This is a genomic window from Stenotrophomonas maltophilia group sp. RY12688 (assembly GCF_052149045.1).
In the GTDB taxonomy this organism is placed as follows: domain Bacteria; phylum Pseudomonadota; class Gammaproteobacteria; order Xanthomonadales; family Xanthomonadaceae; genus Stenotrophomonas; species Stenotrophomonas sepilia.
Window position 1 is genome coordinate 491810 of the sequence record NZ_CP197389.1, and the last position, 18289, is coordinate 510098.

Genomic DNA, 18289 nt, shown 5'->3' on the forward strand with positions numbered 1-18289 from the left:
AGGCCGTCCCGTTGCGTCGCGCCTGCGCGGCTGCCTCTGCTGTGCCTTTAGAATGGTTGCTCGATCCCGTGGTGCCGTTACCGATGTCTGCCCGTTCTCCGTTGTACCTGCGTCGCCCGTCCGGGACGCACGCATGATCCTCGACCTGGTCCGCCATGCCGGCAACGGTCGCGATGAGTTCCTTGATGGCCGCAGCGATCCACCGCAGCTGGCCGGCCTGCCGCAGGAGCTGGTCGAGGCCTATGCCGGGCAACGCTGGGAGCGGGTGATCAGTTCACCGCGGTTGCGCGCCCTGCACACGGCGATGGCGCTGGCCACCCCACGCGGGCTGGACGTCGAAGCGGACGAGGAATGGGAAGAACTGGATTTCGGCGATTGGGACGGGCAGTCGCTGTTCGACCTGCCGGAAGATGCGCTGGCCGCCTTCCATGCCGATCCGCATGCGTTCCCGCCGCCGAACGGCGAGAGCTGGGGTCATTTCGAGCGGCGTATCGCGCGCGCGCTGGATCGCCTGCTCGATGATGATGATCCGGTGCCGACGCTGGTGGTCAGCCATGGTGGCCCGCTGCGCATGGTGTTGTCGCAGGTTTGCGGCCTGCCGATGTCGCTGTGCTGGGCCCTGCGCATCGACCACGGCACGCGCCTGCGGGTGTGGCTGGAGCGGGGCGAGGTCGGGCTGGTGGGCGAGCTGCTGGAACTGCAGCAGCCGTAGTCCATCGGTAGTGCCGGCCGCTGGCCGGCAGCCTCAGGAACGTTGCAAGGATCACGCAGTTGCCGGCCAGCGGCCGGCACTACCGGTGCAGTCAATCCTCGTCCGCGCCCTCGGCAACGCTGTCTTCAGCGTCATCGTCGGCATCGAAGCGCTGCTCATGCACCGGGCCCGACGCCGGGCCGGCCGACTTCAGCGGATGCGCGGCGATGCGCGCTTCGTAGTCCTGCACCAGCGCTTCACGCTGCGGCTCGCTCAGCTCCTGCCAGTGGCAGTCCAGCAATGCGCCTTCCAGCGAGTACAGCAGGTTCAGGCTGGGCTTGAAGCCGGCCCGCTTGACCTTGACGAAGGCGCCAACTGCGCCGATCGCAACCAGGTCCTCGCGGCTGCGCAGCCCGACCTGGCGCAGCCACGCTGCACTCTTCGGGCCGATGTTGCGCAGCTTCGGTGCGCTCATCCCAGTGCCTCGACGAACACGCGGGCGATGGCTTCCAGGCCGGCCTGATCGTCGGCGTCGAAGCGGCCGACCTTCGGGCTGTCGATATCGAACACGCCGATCAGTTCATCGCCGCGCAGCAGCGGCACCACCAGCTCCGAACGCGAGGCCGAGTCGCAGGCGATGTGGCCGGGGAAGGCATCGACGTCGTCCACGCGCTGGGTTACGCGCTGGCTGGCGGCGGCACCGCACACACCCTTGTCCAGCGGGATGCGCACGCAGGCCGGCAGGCCCTGGAACGGGCCGACCACCAGTTCCTTGCCGTCATACAGGTAGAAGCCCACCCAGTTCAGGTCGGGCAGGGCGTGATAGACCAGTGCGGAGAGGTTGGCCGCGTTGGCGATGCGGTCGGACTCGGCGTAGACCAGGCCACGGGCCTGTTCCAGCAGCTGGGCGTATTGTTCCGGCTTGCTGCCGGTGAGCGAGGCATTGGCGAACATGCCCGCAGTCTAGCAAGTGCACCGGGCCGGCGATAATGCACGCACTGTTGCCCTGTTGGAGCCGATCGATGCCGTTGCCCGCTACGCTGCCGCCCGCCCTGTTCGTTACCGGCACCGATACCGAAATCGGCAAGACCGCGGCCAGCACCGCGCTGCTGCATGCACTGCGCCAGCGTGGCCTGCGCGCGGTGGGCATGAAGCCGGTGGCCAGCGGCAGCGAGGATCTGGGGCAGGGCCTGCGCAACGAGGACGCGCTGGCGCTGCAGGCGGCCAGCTGGCCGGTGCCGGACTATGCCGATCTGAATCCCTATGCGCTGCGGCAGCCACTGGCACCGGAGCTGGCTGCTGCCGAGGACGGCGTGCAGGTGGCGCTGGCGCCGATCGTGGCCGCGTTCGAACGCCTGCGCGCGAAGGCCGATATCGTCGTGGTGGAGGGCGTGGGCGGTTGGCTGGCGCCGGTCTCGGCCACGCTGGACCAGCTCGACCTGGTGCGTGCGCTGCAGCTGCCGGTGCTGCTGGTGGTGGGCATGCGGCTGGGCTGCGTCAACCACGCGCGGTTGACCGCGCAATCGCTGCAGGCCAGCGGCGTGGACTGCCTGGGCTGGATCGGCAACCACATCGACCCGGCAATGCAGCGCCAGGACGAGAACATCGCCACGCTGCAGCAGCGCCTGCCGATGCCGTGCTGGGGACGGCTGCCGCATCTGCCGGATGCCAGTGGTGAAGCGCTGGCGGCGCACCTGCTCGACGACCTGGGGTAGTGCCGGCCGCTGGCCGGCAACCTCGATGAATCACGTCCGTGCAGTTGCCGGCCAGCGGCCGGCACTACCGTGCTGCAGCCGCCAGCTCCCGCGCGATCGCACCCAGCCGTTCCACCGCACCGATGAAGCGCGCATCCAGGCTCTGGCAGCACGACAGCCGCAGGCAGTGGCGATAGCGCGCACCACGCGAATAGACCTGGCCGGGCATGAACACGATGTCCTCCTGCAGCGCTCGCTCGAACAGCTCGCGCGTGTCAACGCCCGGCAGTTCCAGCCACAGCAGGAATCCGCCCTGTGGTTCGGTGGCGCGGGTGCCTGCCGGGAAATGCTCGGCTACCAGCTGGCGCAGCCGTCCCACCTGTTCGCGGTACAGGCGGCGCATGCGATGCAGATGGTGCTCGTAGCTGCCTGCTTCCAGATACGCGGCCACCGCATCGCCGAGCAGCTGCGGCTCACCGCCGGTGGACTGGAACTTCAGCAGCGCGATGCGCTCTGCGAAGCGACCGCCATCCAGCCAGCCGATGCGGTAATCCGGCGCCAGTGTCTTTGAGAAGCCACCGACCACCATCACCCAGCCATCGCGATCAAAGGCTTTCAGCAACGGGGCCGGTGGCTCGCAGAACTGCAGCTCGGCGTACACCGCATCCTCGATCAGGGGCAGCTGCCGTGCGTTGACCAGCTCGGCCAAGCGTTGCTTGGCGGCGGTCGGCATGGTGCAGCCGAGCGGGTTGTGCACGGTCGGCATCACCACCAGTGCGGCCAGCGGCGTGTGCTCCAGCAGCGCATCCAGTGCACCTACATCCAGTCCGTGCTGCGGGTGGGTGGGTAACTCGATGGCCTGCAGGCCGAGGTTGGCCAGCAACGGATACAGGTTGAAGTAGGACGGCGCCTCGATGCCCACCGCATCACCGGGCTGGGTGACCGCGCGCAACGCCAGCTGCAGGGCTTCCATCGCACCATGGGTCAGCAGGAGTCGCTCGGCGTGGGTGTGCAGGCCCATGCGCGGACTGCGGCGCACGATCTGCGCCAGCAGCCGCGGTGAACCATTCGGGCGCGCGTAGGTCTCCACCGTCTGTTGGCCATGGCGCAGTACCTGCGCGGTGTGCTTGGCCAACTGCGCGCCGGGATAGAACTGGCGACCACGCGGGCCGGCGAAGGCCAGGTCGACCACACCCGGGCGGCGCTGCGCTTCCAGCACGCGCGCCATCAGCACCTGCTGCAGCGGTGCGGTGGGTGCCGAGGGCGCATCGCGCAATGATCGTTCCGGCACCGACAGCCGCGGCGCCACCTCGAAGCCGGCCTTGGGCCGCGGAATGACCAGGCCCGCATCTTCCAGCTGGCGATAGGCGGCGATCACCGTGTTGAGGCTGAGCCTGCGCTGTGACGCCATCTGCCGCAGCGAAGGCAGGCGGCTGCCGACCGGAAGGCGACCGCCGTGGATGGCCTCAGCCAGTTCGTCGGAGAGCCGCTGGTAGCGTGGAGGGATCATCGTGGCCTGGTCATCTGTATCCATCGAACATCCCGCCATCTGGTGCTGTACCCATGATGATGGCGAGCCTAGCATGTCGTCGTCGGCCGGGCCTGATCGGGGCGTGGCTGGCGCATTCCAAGCGCACGGCGGGACCGCCGTGCGTCTTTTTTTGTGTGTAGAGCCGAGCACCGATCAGCCCCAGGGCAAATGCCGTCAGCGCATCGGCACCAGCACCGCCTCGCGCCGGTACAGCGCCGGGAACTGCCTGGCCAGGGCCGCCAGCTTCGGTGCGTCGTAGTAGCGGATGTAGGCGGCCTGCGGGTAGTTGGTCATGTAGTTCTGGTGGTAGCTCTCGGCCGGGTAGAAGCGCTGGCCGCTGACCAGCTGGGTGACGATCGGTGCGCGGTAGCTGCCGGCCTGGCTGAGCTGGGCGATGTAGGCACGGCTGGCCGCCTGCTGGCGGGCGTCATCACTGAAGATCGCCGAGCGATACTGGCTGCCGTGGTCCGGACCCTGGCGGTTGAGCTGGGTCGGGTCGTGCGCGACCGAGAAGAACACCTGCATCAGCTGTCCATAGCTGACCTGGCGCGGGTCGTAGTCAATCTTTACAGCTTCGGCATGACCGCTCTGTCCACCGCTGACGCGCTCATAGCGCGCATTGGCTGCACTGCCACCGATATAGCCGGACACCGCATTGCTCACGCCCTTGACGTGCTGGAACACGCCCTGCACGCCCCAGAAGCAACCGCCGGCAAACACCACGCTGGCGTGGGTGGCGTCATCGCGGAACGCCGCATCGCCGGTGGGGGCCGGCAGTGCCTGGATCTGCGCGCTGGCTTCGACCGGCGCCGCAGCCGCACCGTGATCGACCAGCAGCACCCCGGCAATCAATGCCATGGCCACCAGGCCGGCCACACCGGCGGCGATGCCCTGTTCAAAGGAGAGTTTCATCATGTGCTCCCGGTTCAACCGAAGGTGAAGGCATAGGCCTGCACGCCCGCATCGAGGAATTCGATCTCGAAGCGATGCGGACCGACCGTGCCGCGCTGGCGTACCAGCTGGTACAGGCGATGCTCGTCGACCACGCCACTGCCATCGGCGCCGACATCACTACCGGCATCGGCGGCGGGCAGCGCCTTGCCATCCAGCCAGACGCGGAAGCGCACCGGCCTGCCGTCGCGGCTGGGCGCCAGCACCAGGTGCAGGTCGCGCGCATGGAACTGGAAGGCAATGCGGCCACCGGCCTGCTGCAGCTGTGCGGCTTCATCGGTGACGGTCCAGCGCCCCGACAGTCCCCACTGGTTCAGCGCCAGGGTCGTCGGCAAGGAGTAGTCGAACGCGGCATCACTGCGCTGCCCGCCGGGCGAGGCGAACTGTTCGGCGCGGGCGTGGCCCAGATACGTTTCCGGCGAGCGCAGGTTGCCCATGTCGGCCTGCACGGCCACGCCTTTCAGGTCGGCGGCAGCAGGATCGGCAGGCGGCGGCAGGTTGGCCTGCCCGGCTTCGGTCAGCAGGCGACGGATCATCTGTTCCGAACGCGCATAGTTGCCTTCGCCGAACTGGTGGCCGCGGATGTTGCCCTGCGCATCAACGAAGTACTGCGCTGGCCAGTAGCGGTTGTTGAACGCGCGCCAGATCGTGTACTGGTTGTCGAGCGCCACCGGGTACTCGACCTTCAGCTGCTGCACCGCCTTCATCACGTTGCGCGGGTCACGCTCGAAGGCGAACTCCGGCGTGTGCACGCCGATCACCACCAGGCCGTGGTCGCGGTAGCGGCGCTCCCATTCGTGAACGAACGGCATCGCACGCAGGCAGTTGATGCAGGAGTAGGTCCAGAAATCGACCAGCACGACCTTGCCGCGCAGCTGCTGGGCCGTCAGCGGTGGGCTGTTGAGCCAGCCGGTGGCCCCGTCCAGCGCGGGCAGGGTGCCTTCGACCGGCAGCGGTGCATCGCCAGCGGCGTCGGCACCGGCCATCATCATCATCGGTGGTACCGCCGGCTGCGCGCCGGGTACCGCGTCCAGCAGGCCCTGCTCGATACGCGCGGTGCTGAGCGTGGAAAGACGGGTCAGCAGGCCGGTATCCCAGCCCAAGCCGATTGCCACCACCGCCAGCAGGGCGGCCACGCCCAGCACCTTGCGCAGTGCATTGCCGAGTCCAAGCCGCGCCTGCAGCGCACGGAACACCCGGCCGCCCACCCACACCGCCAGTGCCAGCGCGGTGATCGCGCCCAGCGCATACGCCAGCAGCAGGGCGCTGGTACCCACGCTGGCACCATGCAGGGCGGCACCGGTCAGCACCAGGCCGAGGATCGGACCTGCACACGGTGCCCACAGCAGGCCGGTGGCGATGCCGATCAGCAGCGAGGTCCACGCGCCGCCGCGCCCAGCGGCATCCGCGGCATCGGCGCGCGCGCTCAGACGGGCACCCACGCGCTGGAACGGCGCCAGCAGATGGTCGGCCACTCGTGGCCACAGCAGGGCGACCGCGAACAGCGCCATCAGCAGCAGGGCGATCCAGCGCCCGACCTGGTTGGCCTGTGCCACCCATTGGCTGCCCACCGCGGCCAGGCTGGCAACCACGGTGAAGGTGAGCGCCATGCCCAGCAGCAATGGCAGCGTGCTGCGCAGGAACGGACGGTCGGCACGCGCGAACACGAACGGCAGCACCGGCAGGATGCAGGGGCTGAGCAGGGTCAGTGCGCCCCCCAGGTAGGCAAGCAGCAACAGCAGCATCGTCAGGCTCCGGAAACAGGGGAAGAACCGACCGGCACCCGCCAGCCGTCGGCAGTGCCATCCGTGGCGCCGGGAACGAACACCATCGCTGCACCGTTCATGCAGTAGCGCAGCCCGGTCGGGCGTGGGCCATCGTTGAACACATGGCCGAGGTGGCCGCCACAGCGACGGCAGTGCACCTCCACCCGCAGCATCCCGAAGGTAACGTCGCGGTCTTCGCCGATGGCGTTGTGCAGCGGCGCCCAGAAGCTGGGCCAGCCGGTGCCGCTCTCGAACTTGGTGGACGAGGAAAACAGCGGCAGCGCACAGCCGGCACACGCGAAGGTGCCCTGCCGGTGTTCCTTGTTGAGCGGGCTGCTCCACGGCCGTTCGGTGGCCTGCTGGCGCAGCACCGCGTACTGCGCCGGGGTCAGGCGCTGGCGCCACTCGGCATCACTGTGCATGACCTCGAACTGTCGCGACGGACGCGCTTCAGCGGCGGCCGGGGCGGCGCGGCTGCAGGCCCCCAGGCCGAGCAGGCCGGCGGCGGTGGCAACACCTCCCAGGCCCAGCAGATGGCGGCGGGACAAGGACATGGCGGACTCCGGGAAGGGGATGACGGGGCCATGCTGCGCCCGCCCGGGTCAACGAATCCTCACGCAGGATTCAATTTTTCGTGAGGTATCGGCGGCCGTCCCGCGCCACAATGCAACCCGCCTCCCCACTGGCCTTGAGCTGACGATGTCGACCAAACGCGTGCTGATCGTTGAAGACGATGCCCACATCGCCGACCTGCTGCGCATGCACCTGGGCGATGAGGGCTACGACGTCGCCCATGCTGCCAGCGGCGATGCCGGCCTGCGCCTGCTCGAGCAGGACGGCCCGTGGGATGCGCTGGTGCTGGACGTGATGCTGCCCGGCGTGGACGGCCTGCAGGTGTGCCAGCGCGCACGCGCGATGGCGCGGTATGTGCCGATCATCATCATCAGTGCGCGCGGCAGCGAAACCCAGCGCATCGTCGGCCTGGAACTGGGCGCGGACGATTACCTGGCAAAACCCTTCTCGATGCCGGAACTGGTGGCACGCGTGCGCGCGCTGCTGCGCCGCGCCGAGGCGATGGCGCAGAGCGCACGCATCGATGCCGGCGCGATCGAGCTGGGGGGACTGCAGTTGGACCCGGTCGCGCGTACCGCCTCGGTGGATGGCAATCCATTGGAGCTGACCCCGCGCGAGTTCGACCTGCTGTTGTTCTTCGCCCGTCACCCGGACCAGGTGTTCGCGCGCATGGAACTGCTCAACCAGGTCTGGGGCTACCAGCACGATGGCTACGAGCATACGGTCAACACCCATATCAACCGCCTGCGCAGCAAGATCGAGCCCGATCCGGCCAATCCGCGGCGGCTGCTGACGGTGTGGGGCCGTGGCTACAAGCTGGTCGACCCGGCCGGAGCAGCGGCATGATCAAGCCGAACCTGTGGCAGAAGCTGGCAGTGGTGACCGCTGCGCTGATGCTGACGTGCTGCATGGCGCTGCTTGCACTGCAGATGCGTGCCAATACCCGCCACGAGCAGGAGGTGGTACAGCGGTTGTCGCTGGGCCTGGCCGAGCACATCGCCCAGCGCAGCGAGCTGATGGATACCAGCGGCATGCGTGATGCGGCGGTGCGGGCGCTGTTCGGCCAGTTGATGGCGGTCAATCCCAGCGTCGAGGTCTACCTGCTGGATGACCAGGGCCGCATCCTCGGCCACGATGCACCCAGTGGGCACCTGGTGCGAAACCGGGTGGACGTGGCGCCGCTGCGCCACCTGCTGGCCGGTGCGCCGTTGCCGATCCTCGGCGATGACCCGCGCAGCCGTGATGGCCGCAAGGTGTTCAGCGTCGCCCCGCTGGTCGTGCAGGGTCGCCAGGCGGGCTACGTGTACGTGGTACTGGTCGGCGAGCACCGGCAGATGCTGGCCGACGATCTTGCGGCCGGCAGCCAGTGGAACACCACGCTGTGGTCGGTGGTGCTGGTCGGTGGCCTCGGCCTGCTGGCCGGGCTGGTGGCGTTCTACTGGGTGACCCGTCCGCTGCGGCGGCTGACCCGACGCATCCAGGCCTTCGACATCGACGCACCCACGCCGTTGCCACCGCCGGAGCCGCTGCGCCCCGGTGAGCGCGACGAGCTGGTGATCCTCGAACACGCGCACGCGCAGATGGCGCAGCGGCTGGGCGAGCAGTGGCAGCAGCTGCGCCATCAGGACCTGCAGCGCCGCGAACTGGTTGCCAATATCTCGCACGACCTGCGCACGCCGCTGTCGTCGCTGCATGGCTACCTGGAAACGCTGGCATTGAAGGACGCCACGCTGTCAGCGGACGAGCGCCGCCGCTATCTCGGTATCGCGCTGGCGCAGAGCGCCAAGGTCGGCCGGCTGGCGCGCGCGCTGTTCGAGCTGGCGCGGCTGGAGCATGGCGAAGTGCGGTTGGAGTGGGAGGTGTTCGCGCTGCCGGAGCTGCTGCAGGACGTGCTGCAGAAGTTCGAACTGGCGGCACAGGCGCGCGGCCAGCAGCTGCACGCAGCGTTCCCCCCCGGCCTGCCGCTGGTGCGCGCCGACCTGGGCCTGGTCGAACGGGTGTTGACCAACCTGCTCGACAACGCGCTGCGCCATGCACCCGACGGTGGACAGATCGAGGTGCGCCTTTGCGCGACTCCCGACAGCGTGGAGGTCAGCGTGGCTGATGACGGCCCAGGGGTGGCGCCGGCGTTGCGCACCCAGCTGTTCCAGGCACCGGCCGCGCTGGGCGCGCGGCGCGGCGAGAACGGCGGATTGGGGCTGTTGATCGTGCAGCGCATCGTGCAGCTGCACGGCCGCCGCATCGAACTGCGCGACAGCGAGCGTGGCGCGCTGTTCGTGTTTGCCTTGCCGCGTGCGGAACCGGCGGCCTAGCAGGCCGCTTCGCATTCGACGATGCCGCCGCCGTTTTCCAGCGGCAGGTGCAGGCGGATGCAGGCACCGCCCAGCGACGAATCGGTTACTTCGACGTGGCCGCCATGCTTGTCGGCCACCACCTGCACCAGTGCCAGGCCGAGGCCGAAGCCGGGACTGCCCGGGTCCAGCCGGACGTAGGGCTGCAGTACCTGGCCGCGCAGTTCGGGTGCAATGCCGGGGCCGTCGTCCTCCACCTGCAGGCATAGCCAGCCGTCATTGACGCTGCTGGCAATACGGATCTGCCGGCGCGCGTAGCGCAGTGCATTGCCGAGCAGGTTGCGCAGTGCCAGCTCCAGCATATGCCGGTTGACGTTGACCAGACCCACCGGCGACAGCGCCTGCTGCACCGGCATCGGCAGCGGCGCGAACTGGGCGACCACGCCGCGCACCAGCGCCGCCAGCTGCAGGCGCTGGCGGGTCAGCTGATGGCAGCGGCCCAGTGCGGCGTACTCGACGCCTGCATCGGTCAGGTGCTGCAGCCGATCCACATCGGTGCGCAATCCGCCCAGTGCATCGCGCTGCCCATCATCAAGCGCGGTGTCCTCCAGGTCGGCCAGGCCGAAACGCATCCGCGCCAATGGCGTGCGCACTTCGTGCGCCACCGCCTGCGCCAGCACACGCTGGCTTTCCAGCAGCTGCTGCAGCTGCTCGGCCATGTGGTTGAAGGCATTGGCCAGTGGCCGCACCAGCGCGGTGCCCGCACGCGGCGCACGCGTGTCCAACTGGCCATCGCGCATCTGCCTGGCCGCCTGCGCCAGCTGCGAGACGTCGCGCCACAACCGATAGACCATCACGTACATCGGCAATGCCACCGCCACCATCAGGATCAGCAGCAGGATCGCCACGCCCGACACTTCGCTGTCCTGCCAGCCCTCGTCCGGCAGCGCTTCATCCAGCGGCCCCAGCATCACCGCGTAGTCGCTGTCACCGATGCGCTGCAGGCTGCGCATGTGCTCCAGGTCGATCTGCACGCGGCCGTTGTTGAACGGCGGACGTTGGCTGGCCGGCAACGCCTTCACTGCCTCAGCCAGCGGCACCATGCGCAGCGCGTAGGCGAAATCGGCGTCGAGTTCGCGTGCCAGCACCGGCCACTGGTCGCGCGGGGTTTCGGCGAAGCGGTGCTGCAGCAGGGCATGGGTGCCACGCATTTCGGCCTGCAGCCCGGCTTCGGTGCGGTCCTCCAGCAGGGCATCCCAGGCCCACAGGCCCAGCACGATCAGCAACAGGTGGGCAACCAGGAAGCCGATGCCGTAGCGCAGGAAGTGGAAGGCGTGGCCGCGCATCGCCGAGGGCGTGCGCTTCATCCCCATGCCGAGCGGCTGAACAGGTAGCCGCGGCCACGGACGGTCTTGATCCGTTCCGGCTGCTCGGGGTTGTCGCCCAGCTTGCGGCGCAGGCGCGAGATGCGGGCATCGATCGAACGGTCCAGGCCGTCGAAGGCGATGCCACGCAGGCCGCGCAGCAGCGCGTCGCGGTCCAGGATCTGGCCGGCATTGCTGGCCAGCAGGAACAGCAGGTCGAACTCGGCGGTGGTCAGCTCCAGCAGGCTGCCCTGCAGGTGCACGTTGCGGGTGGACGGGTCGATGCTCAGCTCGCCGAAGCGCAGGCTGCCGTCACGCGGTTCGACCCGGCGGTGGCGGCGCAGGTGGGCGCGCAGCCGCGCCAGCAGCACCCGCGGTTCGATCGGTTTGCCGATGTAGTCGTCGGCCCCCAGCTCCAGCCCCAGAACCTGGTCGATGTTGTCGGTGCGGGCGGTCAGCACGCAGATGATGCCGTCATAGAGGGGCCGGATCTGCCGACACACTTCGAAACCATCCTGGTCGGGCAGGCCGACATCGAGCAGCACCAGGGCTGGTTTCTCGGCCAGGATGCGGGCCACTGCGCGCTCGCCGCTGCGCTCGTGGGCCACCTGGTAGCCATGCCGTTGCAGGTAGTCGCTGACCATCGTTCCCAGGCGGGCATCGTCTTCGACCAGTACGATATCCAGCATTTCCAAGGCCTCCGTAGGCGCAAACGTACCGCCACGGCACGAGCGCGGCGATGCTATCCCAGCCATCGGGCCGCCCGGGTCCCGGGGGCGGGCGCCATTCAGCCGGGGTTGCTGGCGCAGGGGCCGGGTCTCAGTCCCGGCAACAACTTGGCGTTCAGCATAGCCTGATGCTGTTACAAAACGTTACCTTCGTGATACGACGGGTGACGATCGCTGACAGCAAAGCGACTGACGCCGCGCGGTCCGGCGCCGAGCATGGAGTCTCCTCCGCTCCGCGTGCCGTCCCCCATGTCGCCCGCCGCCCTCTGCCTGCTGAACCCGTCCCGCCGCCGCCAGTGCGGAGGCTCCCGATGAGCGGCGTGGTCGGGGCCTGGTTGCCGCCCGCCGAGGACGAGCAGTTGCTGCAGCAGCTGGCGCCGATGCTGCGGGCGCTGCAGCAGCGTGGGCGTGGCCGCATCGGCTACTGGACCGACGCCGAGGCCGGCCTCGCGCTGGGCCACTGCCGGGCGCCGACCGATACGCCGTTGCAGCCGCTGAGCTCGGACTGCGGTCGCTACGTGCTGTGCCTGGACGGCCGCCTGTACAACCGCGCTGACCTGCAGGCGCAGTTGCGCGATCTGCCACGCAGCTGCAGCGATGCACGGCTGCTGCTGCAGGCGATCGTCGAATGGGGCGTGCAGCGGGCGCTGTCGCGTATCGAGGGCGCCTTCGGTTTCAGCGTCTGGGACCGCGAGTCGCGCGTGCTGTGGCTGGCCCGTGATCCGGTGGGCGAGAGGCCGCTGTACTACGGCTGGTACCAGGGCCAGTTCCTGTTCGCCTCGGAGTTGAAGGCGCTGCAGGCCTTCGCCGGGTTCGCACCGAGCATCGACCAGGATGCGCTGAGCCTTCTGCTGCGTCACGACTATGTGCCGGCGCCGCACACCATCTACCGCGGCATCCACAAGCTGGTGGCGGGCGCGATGCTGCGCATCGATCTCAGCGACCACGCCGCCGGTTACTCCAGCCAGGCCGCGCAGGGGGGGGCGCGTTACTGGTGCGCACGCGACGCGATGCAGCGTGCACTGCAGGAGCCGCTGCAGCCGGCGCCAAGCCTGGAACAGGCCACCGACCAGCTCGAAGCGGTACTGCAGAAGGCCATCGCTTCACGCATGCACTCGCCATTGGCCTGTGGCGCGTTCCTGTCCGGCGGCACCGACTCATCGCTGGTGACGGCGATGATGCAGGCCCAATCGACCCTGCCGATCGAAGCCTGGACGGTCGGCTTCGACGATCCGGGACATGACGAGAGCGACTGGGCGTCGCAGGTCGCGCGCCATCTGGGTGTGCAGCACCACCTGCACCGCATGGACGCGCGCCAGGGCCTGGATCTGCTGCAGCGCCTGCCGCAGGTCTGGTGCGAACCGTTCGCCGACGCCTCGCAGCTGCCGACGCTGCTGGCCAGTGAACTGCTGGGGGCACGCAAGCCGGTGGCGCTGACCGGTGACGGTGGCGATGAACTGTTCTTCGGCCACCCCAGCTATGGCCGCGCGCTGCGCAATGCGCGCCTGTGCGGTGGCTTGCCGGACTGGGTACGCGACCTGGCGCGGCGCAGCGGCAACCGCATGAACGCCGAGCGTGGTCGTCTCGGTGGATGGCGTGCCTTGGTGGCCGAAGTTGCTGCCAACGATGTGGAAGGCCACTACCTGCAGCGGGTGACCCGCTGGCGGCAGCCGGCGCAGGTGGTGCTGGGCGCGCGTGAACCGGTGACGATCTTCCAGCAGCAGGACTCGGCGCTGCCGGCCGAAGCGCGCATCCAGCTGCTGGATTTCCGCATGGATCTGGCCGAGGGCATCCTGGCCAAGGTCGACCGCGCGGGCATGGCGGCGGGCGTTGAAACCCGTGCGCCACTGCTGGACATGGAGGTGGTGCGACTGGCCTGGCGCCTGCCGCAGCACCTGAAGTACCACGACGGCGAACACAAACTGATCCTGAAGCACCTGTTGGCACGCTACCTGCCCGAGCCGCTGGTGTACCGTCCCAAGCGCGGCTTTGGCCCGCCGATGGCGCGCTGGCTGGCTGGTCCGTTGCGCGATTGGGCGGAGGCGCTGCTGGACCCGCAGCTGCTTCGCAATCAGGGCTGTTTCGATCCGGCACGCGTGCGCGGCATTTGGGAAGCGTTCCTGCGCGGCGAGCGCAAGTGGCACACGCACCTGTGGAACGTGTTGATGTTCCAGGCGTGGCACCAGCACTGGCACGGTGGTCGCGGGCGCTGAGGTTCCTTCGCGGTGTGTTCTGCGTGGCGTGTGGCGGATTCGTTCTGCGTGGCGCAGGGCGGAGACCCTTGCGTACGAATGTCCTCCGGCGCCGGCCGTTGGCCGTCACCTCCCCCTTTACTTCGTACGCAAGGGTCTCCGCCCTGCGTTCGGAGTTCGTCGGCGCGTCATTGAAAGGTTGCCGCGAGCACTGCGCTCTACCCACCGCAAGCCGAGCCTCGTCGGGGCGGGCAGGGGTCTGGGCAAAGTAAAGGAGGAGGTGACGGCCAACGGCCGACGCCGGGGGACATTTGCCCAGACCCCTGCCTGCCCCGGCGGGGCCCATCAGTTCGCGGGGAATCGAGACGAAGACACGCTTGTGGCGGGCTCATTCTGCGTGGCGCAGGGCGGAGGCCCTCGCGTACGAATGTCCTCCGGCGCCGGCCGTTGGCCGTCACCTCCTCCTTTACTTCGTACGCAAGGGCCTCCGCCCTGCGTTCGGAGTTCGTCGGCGCGTCATTGAAAGGTTGCCGCGAGCACTGCGCTCTACCCACCGCACGCCGAGCCTCGTCGGGGCGGGCAGGGGTCTGGGCAAAGTAAAGGAGGAGGTGACGGCCAACGGCCGGCGCCGGGGGACATTTGCCCAGGCCCCTGCCTGTCACGGCGGGGCCCCTCAGCTCGCAAAGACATCGGACGAAGACGCACTTCGGAATCCGAACACCAGGCAAAAAAAGACCCGGCAGAGGGAGGGATCTGCCGGGTCCGGATTGCATGGGGGGAGGGACCCATGCAATGAGCGTTGCGTCGCGTCAGTGGTTGTTCGCGTCCGCCGTTGATTCGTTGCAGCCCTGCACCAGTTCGGACCACGCCTTGCTGGCCTGCAGGCCGAGACCGACCACATCCTGCTGGGCCTGGCCCAGCCGCTGCAGGTTGTCCTGCCACAGCTGTGCACCCTTGTTGAGCATCCCGGCCGTGTCGTCGCTGCGGGCCAGTTCACCCAGCCAGCCGCCGGTCGCGGTCAGGTTGCGCTCCATCACCTTCAACTGCACGCCGAACATGCTTTCCGCGTTCTCCAACGCCAGCCGGTTCGCACGCGTGGCTGCGGCGGCGAGCTGGCGGGTGGCATCACTGAAGCGATCGCTGAAGGCGGCGGCCATGGGGCATCAGGGAGTGGCTTGATGCAGTGCAGCATACGCTCTTGATGCGGCAATGCAACAAAAATAACAAAGGCGCCCAGGGCGCCTTTGAAACACCTTTCAGATCAATGGGTTGATCAAGCCGTCGGACCGCGGTAGCGGCAGCCGGAGGTGCAGGTTTCGTGCACGGTGATCTCGCTCAGCGCCGGCAGGCTGGGCTTGAGTTCGTTCCAGATCCACACCGCCAGATTCTCGCTGGTCGGGTTCTCCAGGCCGGGGATGTCGTTGAGGTAGTGATGGTCCAGGCGGTCATAGATCGGCTGGAAAGCCGCCTTCACGTCGCCGAAGTCCATGATCCAGCCAGTCTGCGCGCCGGGCTCGCCCTCGACCTTCAGTTCCACCCGGAACGAGTGGCCGTGCAGGCGCGCGCACTTGTGCCCCGGCGGCACGTTGGGAAGGCGGTGCGCCGCCTCGAGCATGAAGACTTTGAAGATTTCCATGGCGCAATTGTACGCCGCAGGCGGCCCGGCAGCCTGAGCGGACGCCGGGCTTTCGTGAAGTGACTCTTTCCATCCGGATGAAGAGATGATAGTTTCTCTTATATCCGTATGAAGAGATGTTATTGGCCGGGCGCCGGCCAGGCATGGACTACTGCGGAACTTCGTCGTCCTTACCACCTCCCCCACATCGTCATGCCCAAGCACACCCTGCTCGTGGCGGCCCTGGCCGTCGCTCTGGCCGCGCCGTTGTCCGCCGCCGCCGAAACCTCCGCCGACGCCAGTGGCGAAGCCAGCACCCTGGCCGCCGTGCGTGTCACCGGTTCCAACATCAAGCGCACCGATACCGAGGCCTCCAACCCGGTGCAGGTGATCGGTCGCCAGCAGCTGGAACAGACCGGCAAGGCCACCGTGGCCGACGTGCTGCGTTCGATCTCGGCCAACACCGGCAATGCCGCCAACGAAACCACCAACAACGGCTGGGCCTCCGGCTCGGCCGGCATCGGCCTGCGCGGCCTGTCGCAGAAGAACACGCTGGTGCTGCTCAACGGCCGCCGTCTGGCCAACTACGGCTTCCCGGCCGGCGGCCTGTCCGATACGTTCGTTGATCTCAACGCGCTGCCGCTGGTCGCAGTCGAGCGCATCGAAGTGCTCAAGGACGGCGCCTCGGCGGTGTACGGCTCCGACGCCGTGGCCGGCGTGGTCAACATCATCACCCGGCAGAACTTCGAAGGCGCCGAGATCGGCGGCAGCTTCGGCGGTGCCGACCAGGGCGGCCTGCACGAGCAGAACCTGAAGTTCGTCGGCGGCCTCGGTGATCTGGACACCGATGGCTACAACATCCTCTTCAGCCTGCAGGGTTACAACCGCGAGCGCCTGGACCAGGACGAGCGCAACCTGACCCGCAGTGGCATCTACACCGACAAGCCCGGTGGCCGCTGGAACGGCTGGTCGGCCAAGGGCGCACGCTACCTGGTCAACGGCGTGTCGGTGCCGATGCTCGATGCCAACGGCAACTGCCCGGCCGGCACCACCCGCGTTGCCAGCGCGCCGATTGATGGCCTGTCCGGTGATACCTGCGGCTTCAACCAGGCACCGTTCACCACGCTGATCCCTTCGACCAAGCGTTACCAGGCCTATGCCAACGGCACCTTCCGCCTGAACGACAATGTCGAAGCCTTCGGCGAAGTGCTGTACAGCCAGATCAAGAGCGCTGCCTGGTTTGGCAGCAGCCCCTTCTTCACCCTGGAGAGCGGCCGCTTCGCACTGAACGCGGACAGCGGCCTGGCCGAGCCGGTGTCGTCGCTGCTGCCGGCCAGCAATCCGTACAACCCGTACGGGCGTGCGATCCCGATCGAGTACACCTTCTTCGACCTCGGCGGCACGATCAAGACCAACCGCTCCACCGCCTATCGCGGCGTGTTCGGCCTGCGTGGCAGCACCGCCAACTGGGATTGGGAAGTGGCCGCATTCGGTGCGCGCAGCAGCGAGCGCGAGAGCGTGTCCGGCGGCTTCGCCAACCGCTGGGCGCTGGCCAACGCACTGTCCACGGGCAGCTACAACCTGCTTGACCCGGCAGCCACGCCGCAGTCGGTGCGTGATTCGATCAACATCGCCACGCTGCGTCCGGCCGAGTCCAAGCTGCAGGGCATCGATGCCAAGATTTCCGGCAGCCTGGGCCGCACCTGGGCCGGCGAGATCGGCTTCGCCGCTGGTGCCGAGTGGCGCCGCGAAAAGCTCGATTCCAACAACCCGTGGCAGATCGATGCCGGCCTGCAGGTGCGCCCGGCCATTGCCGAAGTGCATGGCCAGCGCCAGGTCAGTGCCGCCTACGCCGAAGTGAACGTGCCGCTGGCCTCGACGCTGGAGCTGTCCGCCGCCGCGCGTGCCGATCACTACGATGATTTCGGCGATGCGTTCTCGCCGAAGATCGGCCTGCGCTGGCAGCCCCTGGATGTCCTGCTGGTGCGTGCGTCCGCTTCCAAGGGCTTCCGCGCACCGTCGCTGTCGGAAAACTCCAACAGCACCAGCATCGCCTATGGCAGCGTGGTCGATCCGCGTGATCCGGACGTGCCGGGTTCGCGGCAGAACCCGACCTTCTTCACCGTCGGCAACAACGAACTGAAGCCCGAGCGCACCAGGAGCGTGAACTTCGGTGTGGTGCTGTCGCCGTGGGCCAACACCAACCTGAGCGTGGACTACTACCGCATCCAGCTGGACAACCTGGTCGGCACCAACAACACCCAGACCCTGGTCAACGACAACGTGGCTGGCGCGGTGCAGCGCGATGAGCGCGGCAAGCTGCAGGCGGTCTACAACCGCTACCAGAACCTGAGCGAGCTGAGGACCTCGGGCATCGACGTCGAACTGCGCCAGCGCATCCCGACCGCGGTGCTGGGTGACTTCACCGTGTCCTCGGCTTACACCCACGTGCGCGACTACCGTCGCCCGACCGTGGTCGGTGGCCCGCTGGTCGACTACGCCGGCAGCAACCTGGGCGCGACCCTGCCCAAGGACAAGGCCACCACCACGCTGGACTGGAAGTACGGTGATTTCAACGCAGCCGTGACCTGGTACTACACCAGCAGCTACCGCCAGGAAGCCAGCACCGCAGCCAAGGCCGTGCAGCAGCGCGTCGGCAGCTACAGCCAGTACGACCTGTACCTGGCCTACACCGGCATCGACAAGCTGACGCTGTATGCCAAGGTGCAGAACCTGGCCGACAAGACGCCGCCGTACGACGCCTCGTTCCCGGGCATCCGCGCGCCATACGACTTCAGCCAGTACGACCTGCGCGGCCGCTACTTCACGCTGGGCTTCGATTACCGCTTCTGATCCATCCGCCGCGGCCGGCCACCTGAAGGGACCGGCCGCG

General features: G+C 68.1%; 16 protein-coding genes. 6 read left to right on the plus strand and 10 right to left on the minus strand.

What is annotated here, in order from left to right; genetic code table 11:
• Positions 1-133 precede the first annotated feature (133 nt).
• Entirely contained in the window at positions 134-712 is a 579-nt protein-coding gene (locus ACS0OT_RS02265; RefSeq protein ID WP_065179285.1) for a histidine phosphatase family protein, read from the plus strand.
• A gap of 91 nt (positions 713-803) precedes the next feature.
• On the opposite strand, the gene ACS0OT_RS02270 is transcribed toward ACS0OT_RS02265, so the two are convergent.
• Together ACS0OT_RS02270 and ACS0OT_RS02275 are read right to left on the minus strand one after the other, a co-directional pair.
• Positions 804-1166 (minus strand): TfoX/Sxy family protein, encoded by a 363-nt coding sequence (locus tag ACS0OT_RS02270; RefSeq protein WP_065179286.1) that lies wholly within the window; start codon positions 1164-1166, stop codon positions 804-806.
• Positions 1163-1645: a GAF domain-containing protein gene (locus tag ACS0OT_RS02275; RefSeq protein ID WP_004140850.1), complete on the minus strand. Its 483-nt coding sequence runs from the start codon at positions 1643-1645 to the stop codon at positions 1163-1165. Before ACS0OT_RS02275 ends, ACS0OT_RS02270 begins: the two co-directional genes overlap by 4 nt.
• Positions 1646-1713: 68 nt before the next feature.
• Between ACS0OT_RS02275 and bioD the strand changes: the two genes are divergently transcribed.
• Positions 1714-2406 carry a dethiobiotin synthase gene (gene bioD, locus ACS0OT_RS02280; RefSeq protein ID WP_164093533.1) on the plus strand — a complete coding sequence of 231 codons (693 nt, stop codon included), beginning with the start codon at positions 1714-1716 and terminating at the stop codon, positions 2404-2406.
• Positions 2407-2470: 64 nt separating this feature from the next.
• On the opposite strand, the gene ACS0OT_RS02285 is transcribed toward bioD, so the two are convergent.
• The 4 genes from ACS0OT_RS02285 to msrB form a co-directional block, all read right to left on the minus strand.
• Positions 2471-3919 (minus strand): aminotransferase-like domain-containing protein, encoded by a 1449-nt coding sequence (locus ACS0OT_RS02285; RefSeq protein ID WP_164093534.1) that lies wholly within the window; start codon positions 3917-3919, stop codon positions 2471-2473.
• 171 nt (positions 3920-4090) lie between these two features.
• Positions 4091-4828 (minus strand): peptide-methionine (S)-S-oxide reductase MsrA, encoded by a 738-nt coding sequence (gene msrA, locus ACS0OT_RS02290; RefSeq protein WP_065179295.1) that lies wholly within the window; start codon positions 4826-4828, stop codon positions 4091-4093.
• 14 nt (positions 4829-4842) lie between these two features.
• On the minus strand, positions 4843-6612 hold the full coding sequence (locus tag ACS0OT_RS02295) for a cytochrome c biogenesis protein DipZ (RefSeq protein ID WP_262090896.1): 1770 nt from the start codon (positions 6610-6612) through the stop codon (positions 4843-4845).
• A 2-nt stretch (positions 6613-6614) separates the two neighbouring features.
• Positions 6615-7187, minus strand: coding sequence for a peptide-methionine (R)-S-oxide reductase MsrB (msrB, locus tag ACS0OT_RS02300; protein ID WP_065179290.1), 573 nt, complete (start codon positions 7185-7187; stop codon positions 6615-6617).
• A gap of 145 nt (positions 7188-7332) precedes the next feature.
• Here msrB and ACS0OT_RS02305 point away from each other — a divergent pair, with 145 nt between their 5' ends.
• Together ACS0OT_RS02305 and ACS0OT_RS02310 are read left to right on the plus strand one after the other, a co-directional pair.
• Positions 7333-8052 carry a response regulator transcription factor gene (locus ACS0OT_RS02305; RefSeq protein ID WP_065186281.1) on the plus strand — a complete coding sequence of 240 codons (720 nt, stop codon included), beginning with the start codon at positions 7333-7335 and terminating at the stop codon, positions 8050-8052.
• Positions 8049-9518, plus strand: a complete 1470-nt coding sequence (locus tag ACS0OT_RS02310) for a cache domain-containing sensor histidine kinase (protein WP_235649927.1) — start codon at positions 8049-8051, stop codon at positions 9516-9518. The genes ACS0OT_RS02305 and ACS0OT_RS02310 overlap by 4 nt, the downstream gene beginning before the upstream one ends.
• On the opposite strand, the gene ACS0OT_RS02315 is transcribed toward ACS0OT_RS02310, so the two are convergent.
• A complete protein-coding gene (locus ACS0OT_RS02315) occupies positions 9515-10864 on the minus strand; it encodes an ATP-binding protein (RefSeq protein WP_053498029.1) in 1350 nt (449 codons plus the stop codon). The two genes, ACS0OT_RS02310 and ACS0OT_RS02315, sit on opposite strands and share 4 nt — an antisense overlap.
• Positions 10861-11550: a winged helix-turn-helix domain-containing protein gene (locus tag ACS0OT_RS02320; RefSeq protein ID WP_005415149.1), complete on the minus strand. Its 690-nt coding sequence runs from the start codon at positions 11548-11550 to the stop codon at positions 10861-10863. Before ACS0OT_RS02320 ends, ACS0OT_RS02315 begins: the two co-directional genes overlap by 4 nt.
• A 350-nt stretch (positions 11551-11900) precedes the next feature.
• Between ACS0OT_RS02320 and asnB the strand changes: the two genes are divergently transcribed.
• A complete protein-coding gene (gene asnB / locus ACS0OT_RS02325) occupies positions 11901-13802 on the plus strand; it encodes an asparagine synthase (glutamine-hydrolyzing) (protein ID WP_065179293.1) in 1902 nt (633 codons plus the stop codon).
• Between the two features lie 788 nt (positions 13803-14590).
• Here the strand turns inward: asnB and ACS0OT_RS02330 are convergent.
• The gene (locus ACS0OT_RS02330; RefSeq protein ID WP_053501159.1) at positions 14591-14938 is read right to left on the minus strand and encodes a phasin family protein; all 348 of its coding nucleotides are present in this window, start codon (positions 14936-14938) and stop codon (positions 14591-14593) included.
• 116 nt (positions 14939-15054) lie between these two features.
• On the minus strand, positions 15055-15417 hold the full coding sequence (gene queD, locus ACS0OT_RS02335; protein ID WP_005407953.1) for a 6-carboxytetrahydropterin synthase QueD: 363 nt from the start codon (positions 15415-15417) through the stop codon (positions 15055-15057).
• A gap of 192 nt (positions 15418-15609) precedes the next feature.
• On the opposite strand from queD, the gene ACS0OT_RS02340 reads away from it, so the two are divergent.
• The gene (locus tag ACS0OT_RS02340; protein ID WP_262090898.1) at positions 15610-18249 is read left to right on the plus strand and encodes a TonB-dependent receptor plug domain-containing protein; all 2640 of its coding nucleotides are present in this window, start codon (positions 15610-15612) and stop codon (positions 18247-18249) included.
• The last annotated feature ends 40 nt before the right edge of the window (positions 18250-18289 follow it).

What these genes read in the sequence shown, in the direction of transcription:
- ACS0OT_RS02315 (WP_053498029.1), bottom strand. Translation starts at nt 10,864, where the DNA reads ATGAAGCGCACGCCCTCGGCGATGCGCGGCCACGCCTTCCACTTCCTG.
- ACS0OT_RS02340 (WP_262090898.1), top strand. Translation starts at nt 15,610, where the DNA reads ATGCCCAAGCACACCCTGCTCGTGGCGGCCCTGGCCGTCGCTCTGGCC.
- bioD (WP_164093533.1), top strand. Translation starts at nt 1,714, where the DNA reads ATGCCGTTGCCCGCTACGCTGCCGCCCGCCCTGTTCGTTACCGGCACC.
- msrB (WP_065179290.1), bottom strand. Translation starts at nt 7,187, where the DNA reads ATGTCCTTGTCCCGCCGCCATCTGCTGGGCCTGGGAGGTGTTGCCACC.
- ACS0OT_RS02320 (WP_005415149.1), bottom strand. Translation starts at nt 11,550, where the DNA reads ATGCTGGATATCGTACTGGTCGAAGACGATGCCCGCCTGGGAACGATG.
- ACS0OT_RS02275 (WP_004140850.1), bottom strand. Translation starts at nt 1,645, where the DNA reads ATGTTCGCCAATGCCTCGCTCACCGGCAGCAAGCCGGAACAATACGCC.
- ACS0OT_RS02305 (WP_065186281.1), top strand. Translation starts at nt 7,333, where the DNA reads ATGTCGACCAAACGCGTGCTGATCGTTGAAGACGATGCCCACATCGCC.
- ACS0OT_RS02295 (WP_262090896.1), bottom strand. Translation starts at nt 6,612, where the DNA reads ATGCTGCTGTTGCTGCTTGCCTACCTGGGGGGCGCACTGACCCTGCTC.
- asnB (WP_065179293.1), top strand. Translation starts at nt 11,901, where the DNA reads ATGAGCGGCGTGGTCGGGGCCTGGTTGCCGCCCGCCGAGGACGAGCAG.
- ACS0OT_RS02270 (WP_065179286.1), bottom strand. Translation starts at nt 1,166, where the DNA reads ATGAGCGCACCGAAGCTGCGCAACATCGGCCCGAAGAGTGCAGCGTGG.
- ACS0OT_RS02310 (WP_235649927.1), top strand. Translation starts at nt 8,049, where the DNA reads ATGATCAAGCCGAACCTGTGGCAGAAGCTGGCAGTGGTGACCGCTGCG.
- ACS0OT_RS02285 (WP_164093534.1), bottom strand. Translation starts at nt 3,919, where the DNA reads ATGGATACAGATGACCAGGCCACGATGATCCCTCCACGCTACCAGCGG.
- msrA (WP_065179295.1), bottom strand. Translation starts at nt 4,828, where the DNA reads ATGAAACTCTCCTTTGAACAGGGCATCGCCGCCGGTGTGGCCGGCCTG.
- ACS0OT_RS02265 (WP_065179285.1), top strand. Translation starts at nt 134, where the DNA reads ATGATCCTCGACCTGGTCCGCCATGCCGGCAACGGTCGCGATGAGTTC.
- queD (WP_005407953.1), bottom strand. Translation starts at nt 15,417, where the DNA reads ATGGAAATCTTCAAAGTCTTCATGCTCGAGGCGGCGCACCGCCTTCCC.
- ACS0OT_RS02330 (WP_053501159.1), bottom strand. Translation starts at nt 14,938, where the DNA reads ATGGCCGCCGCCTTCAGCGATCGCTTCAGTGATGCCACCCGCCAGCTC.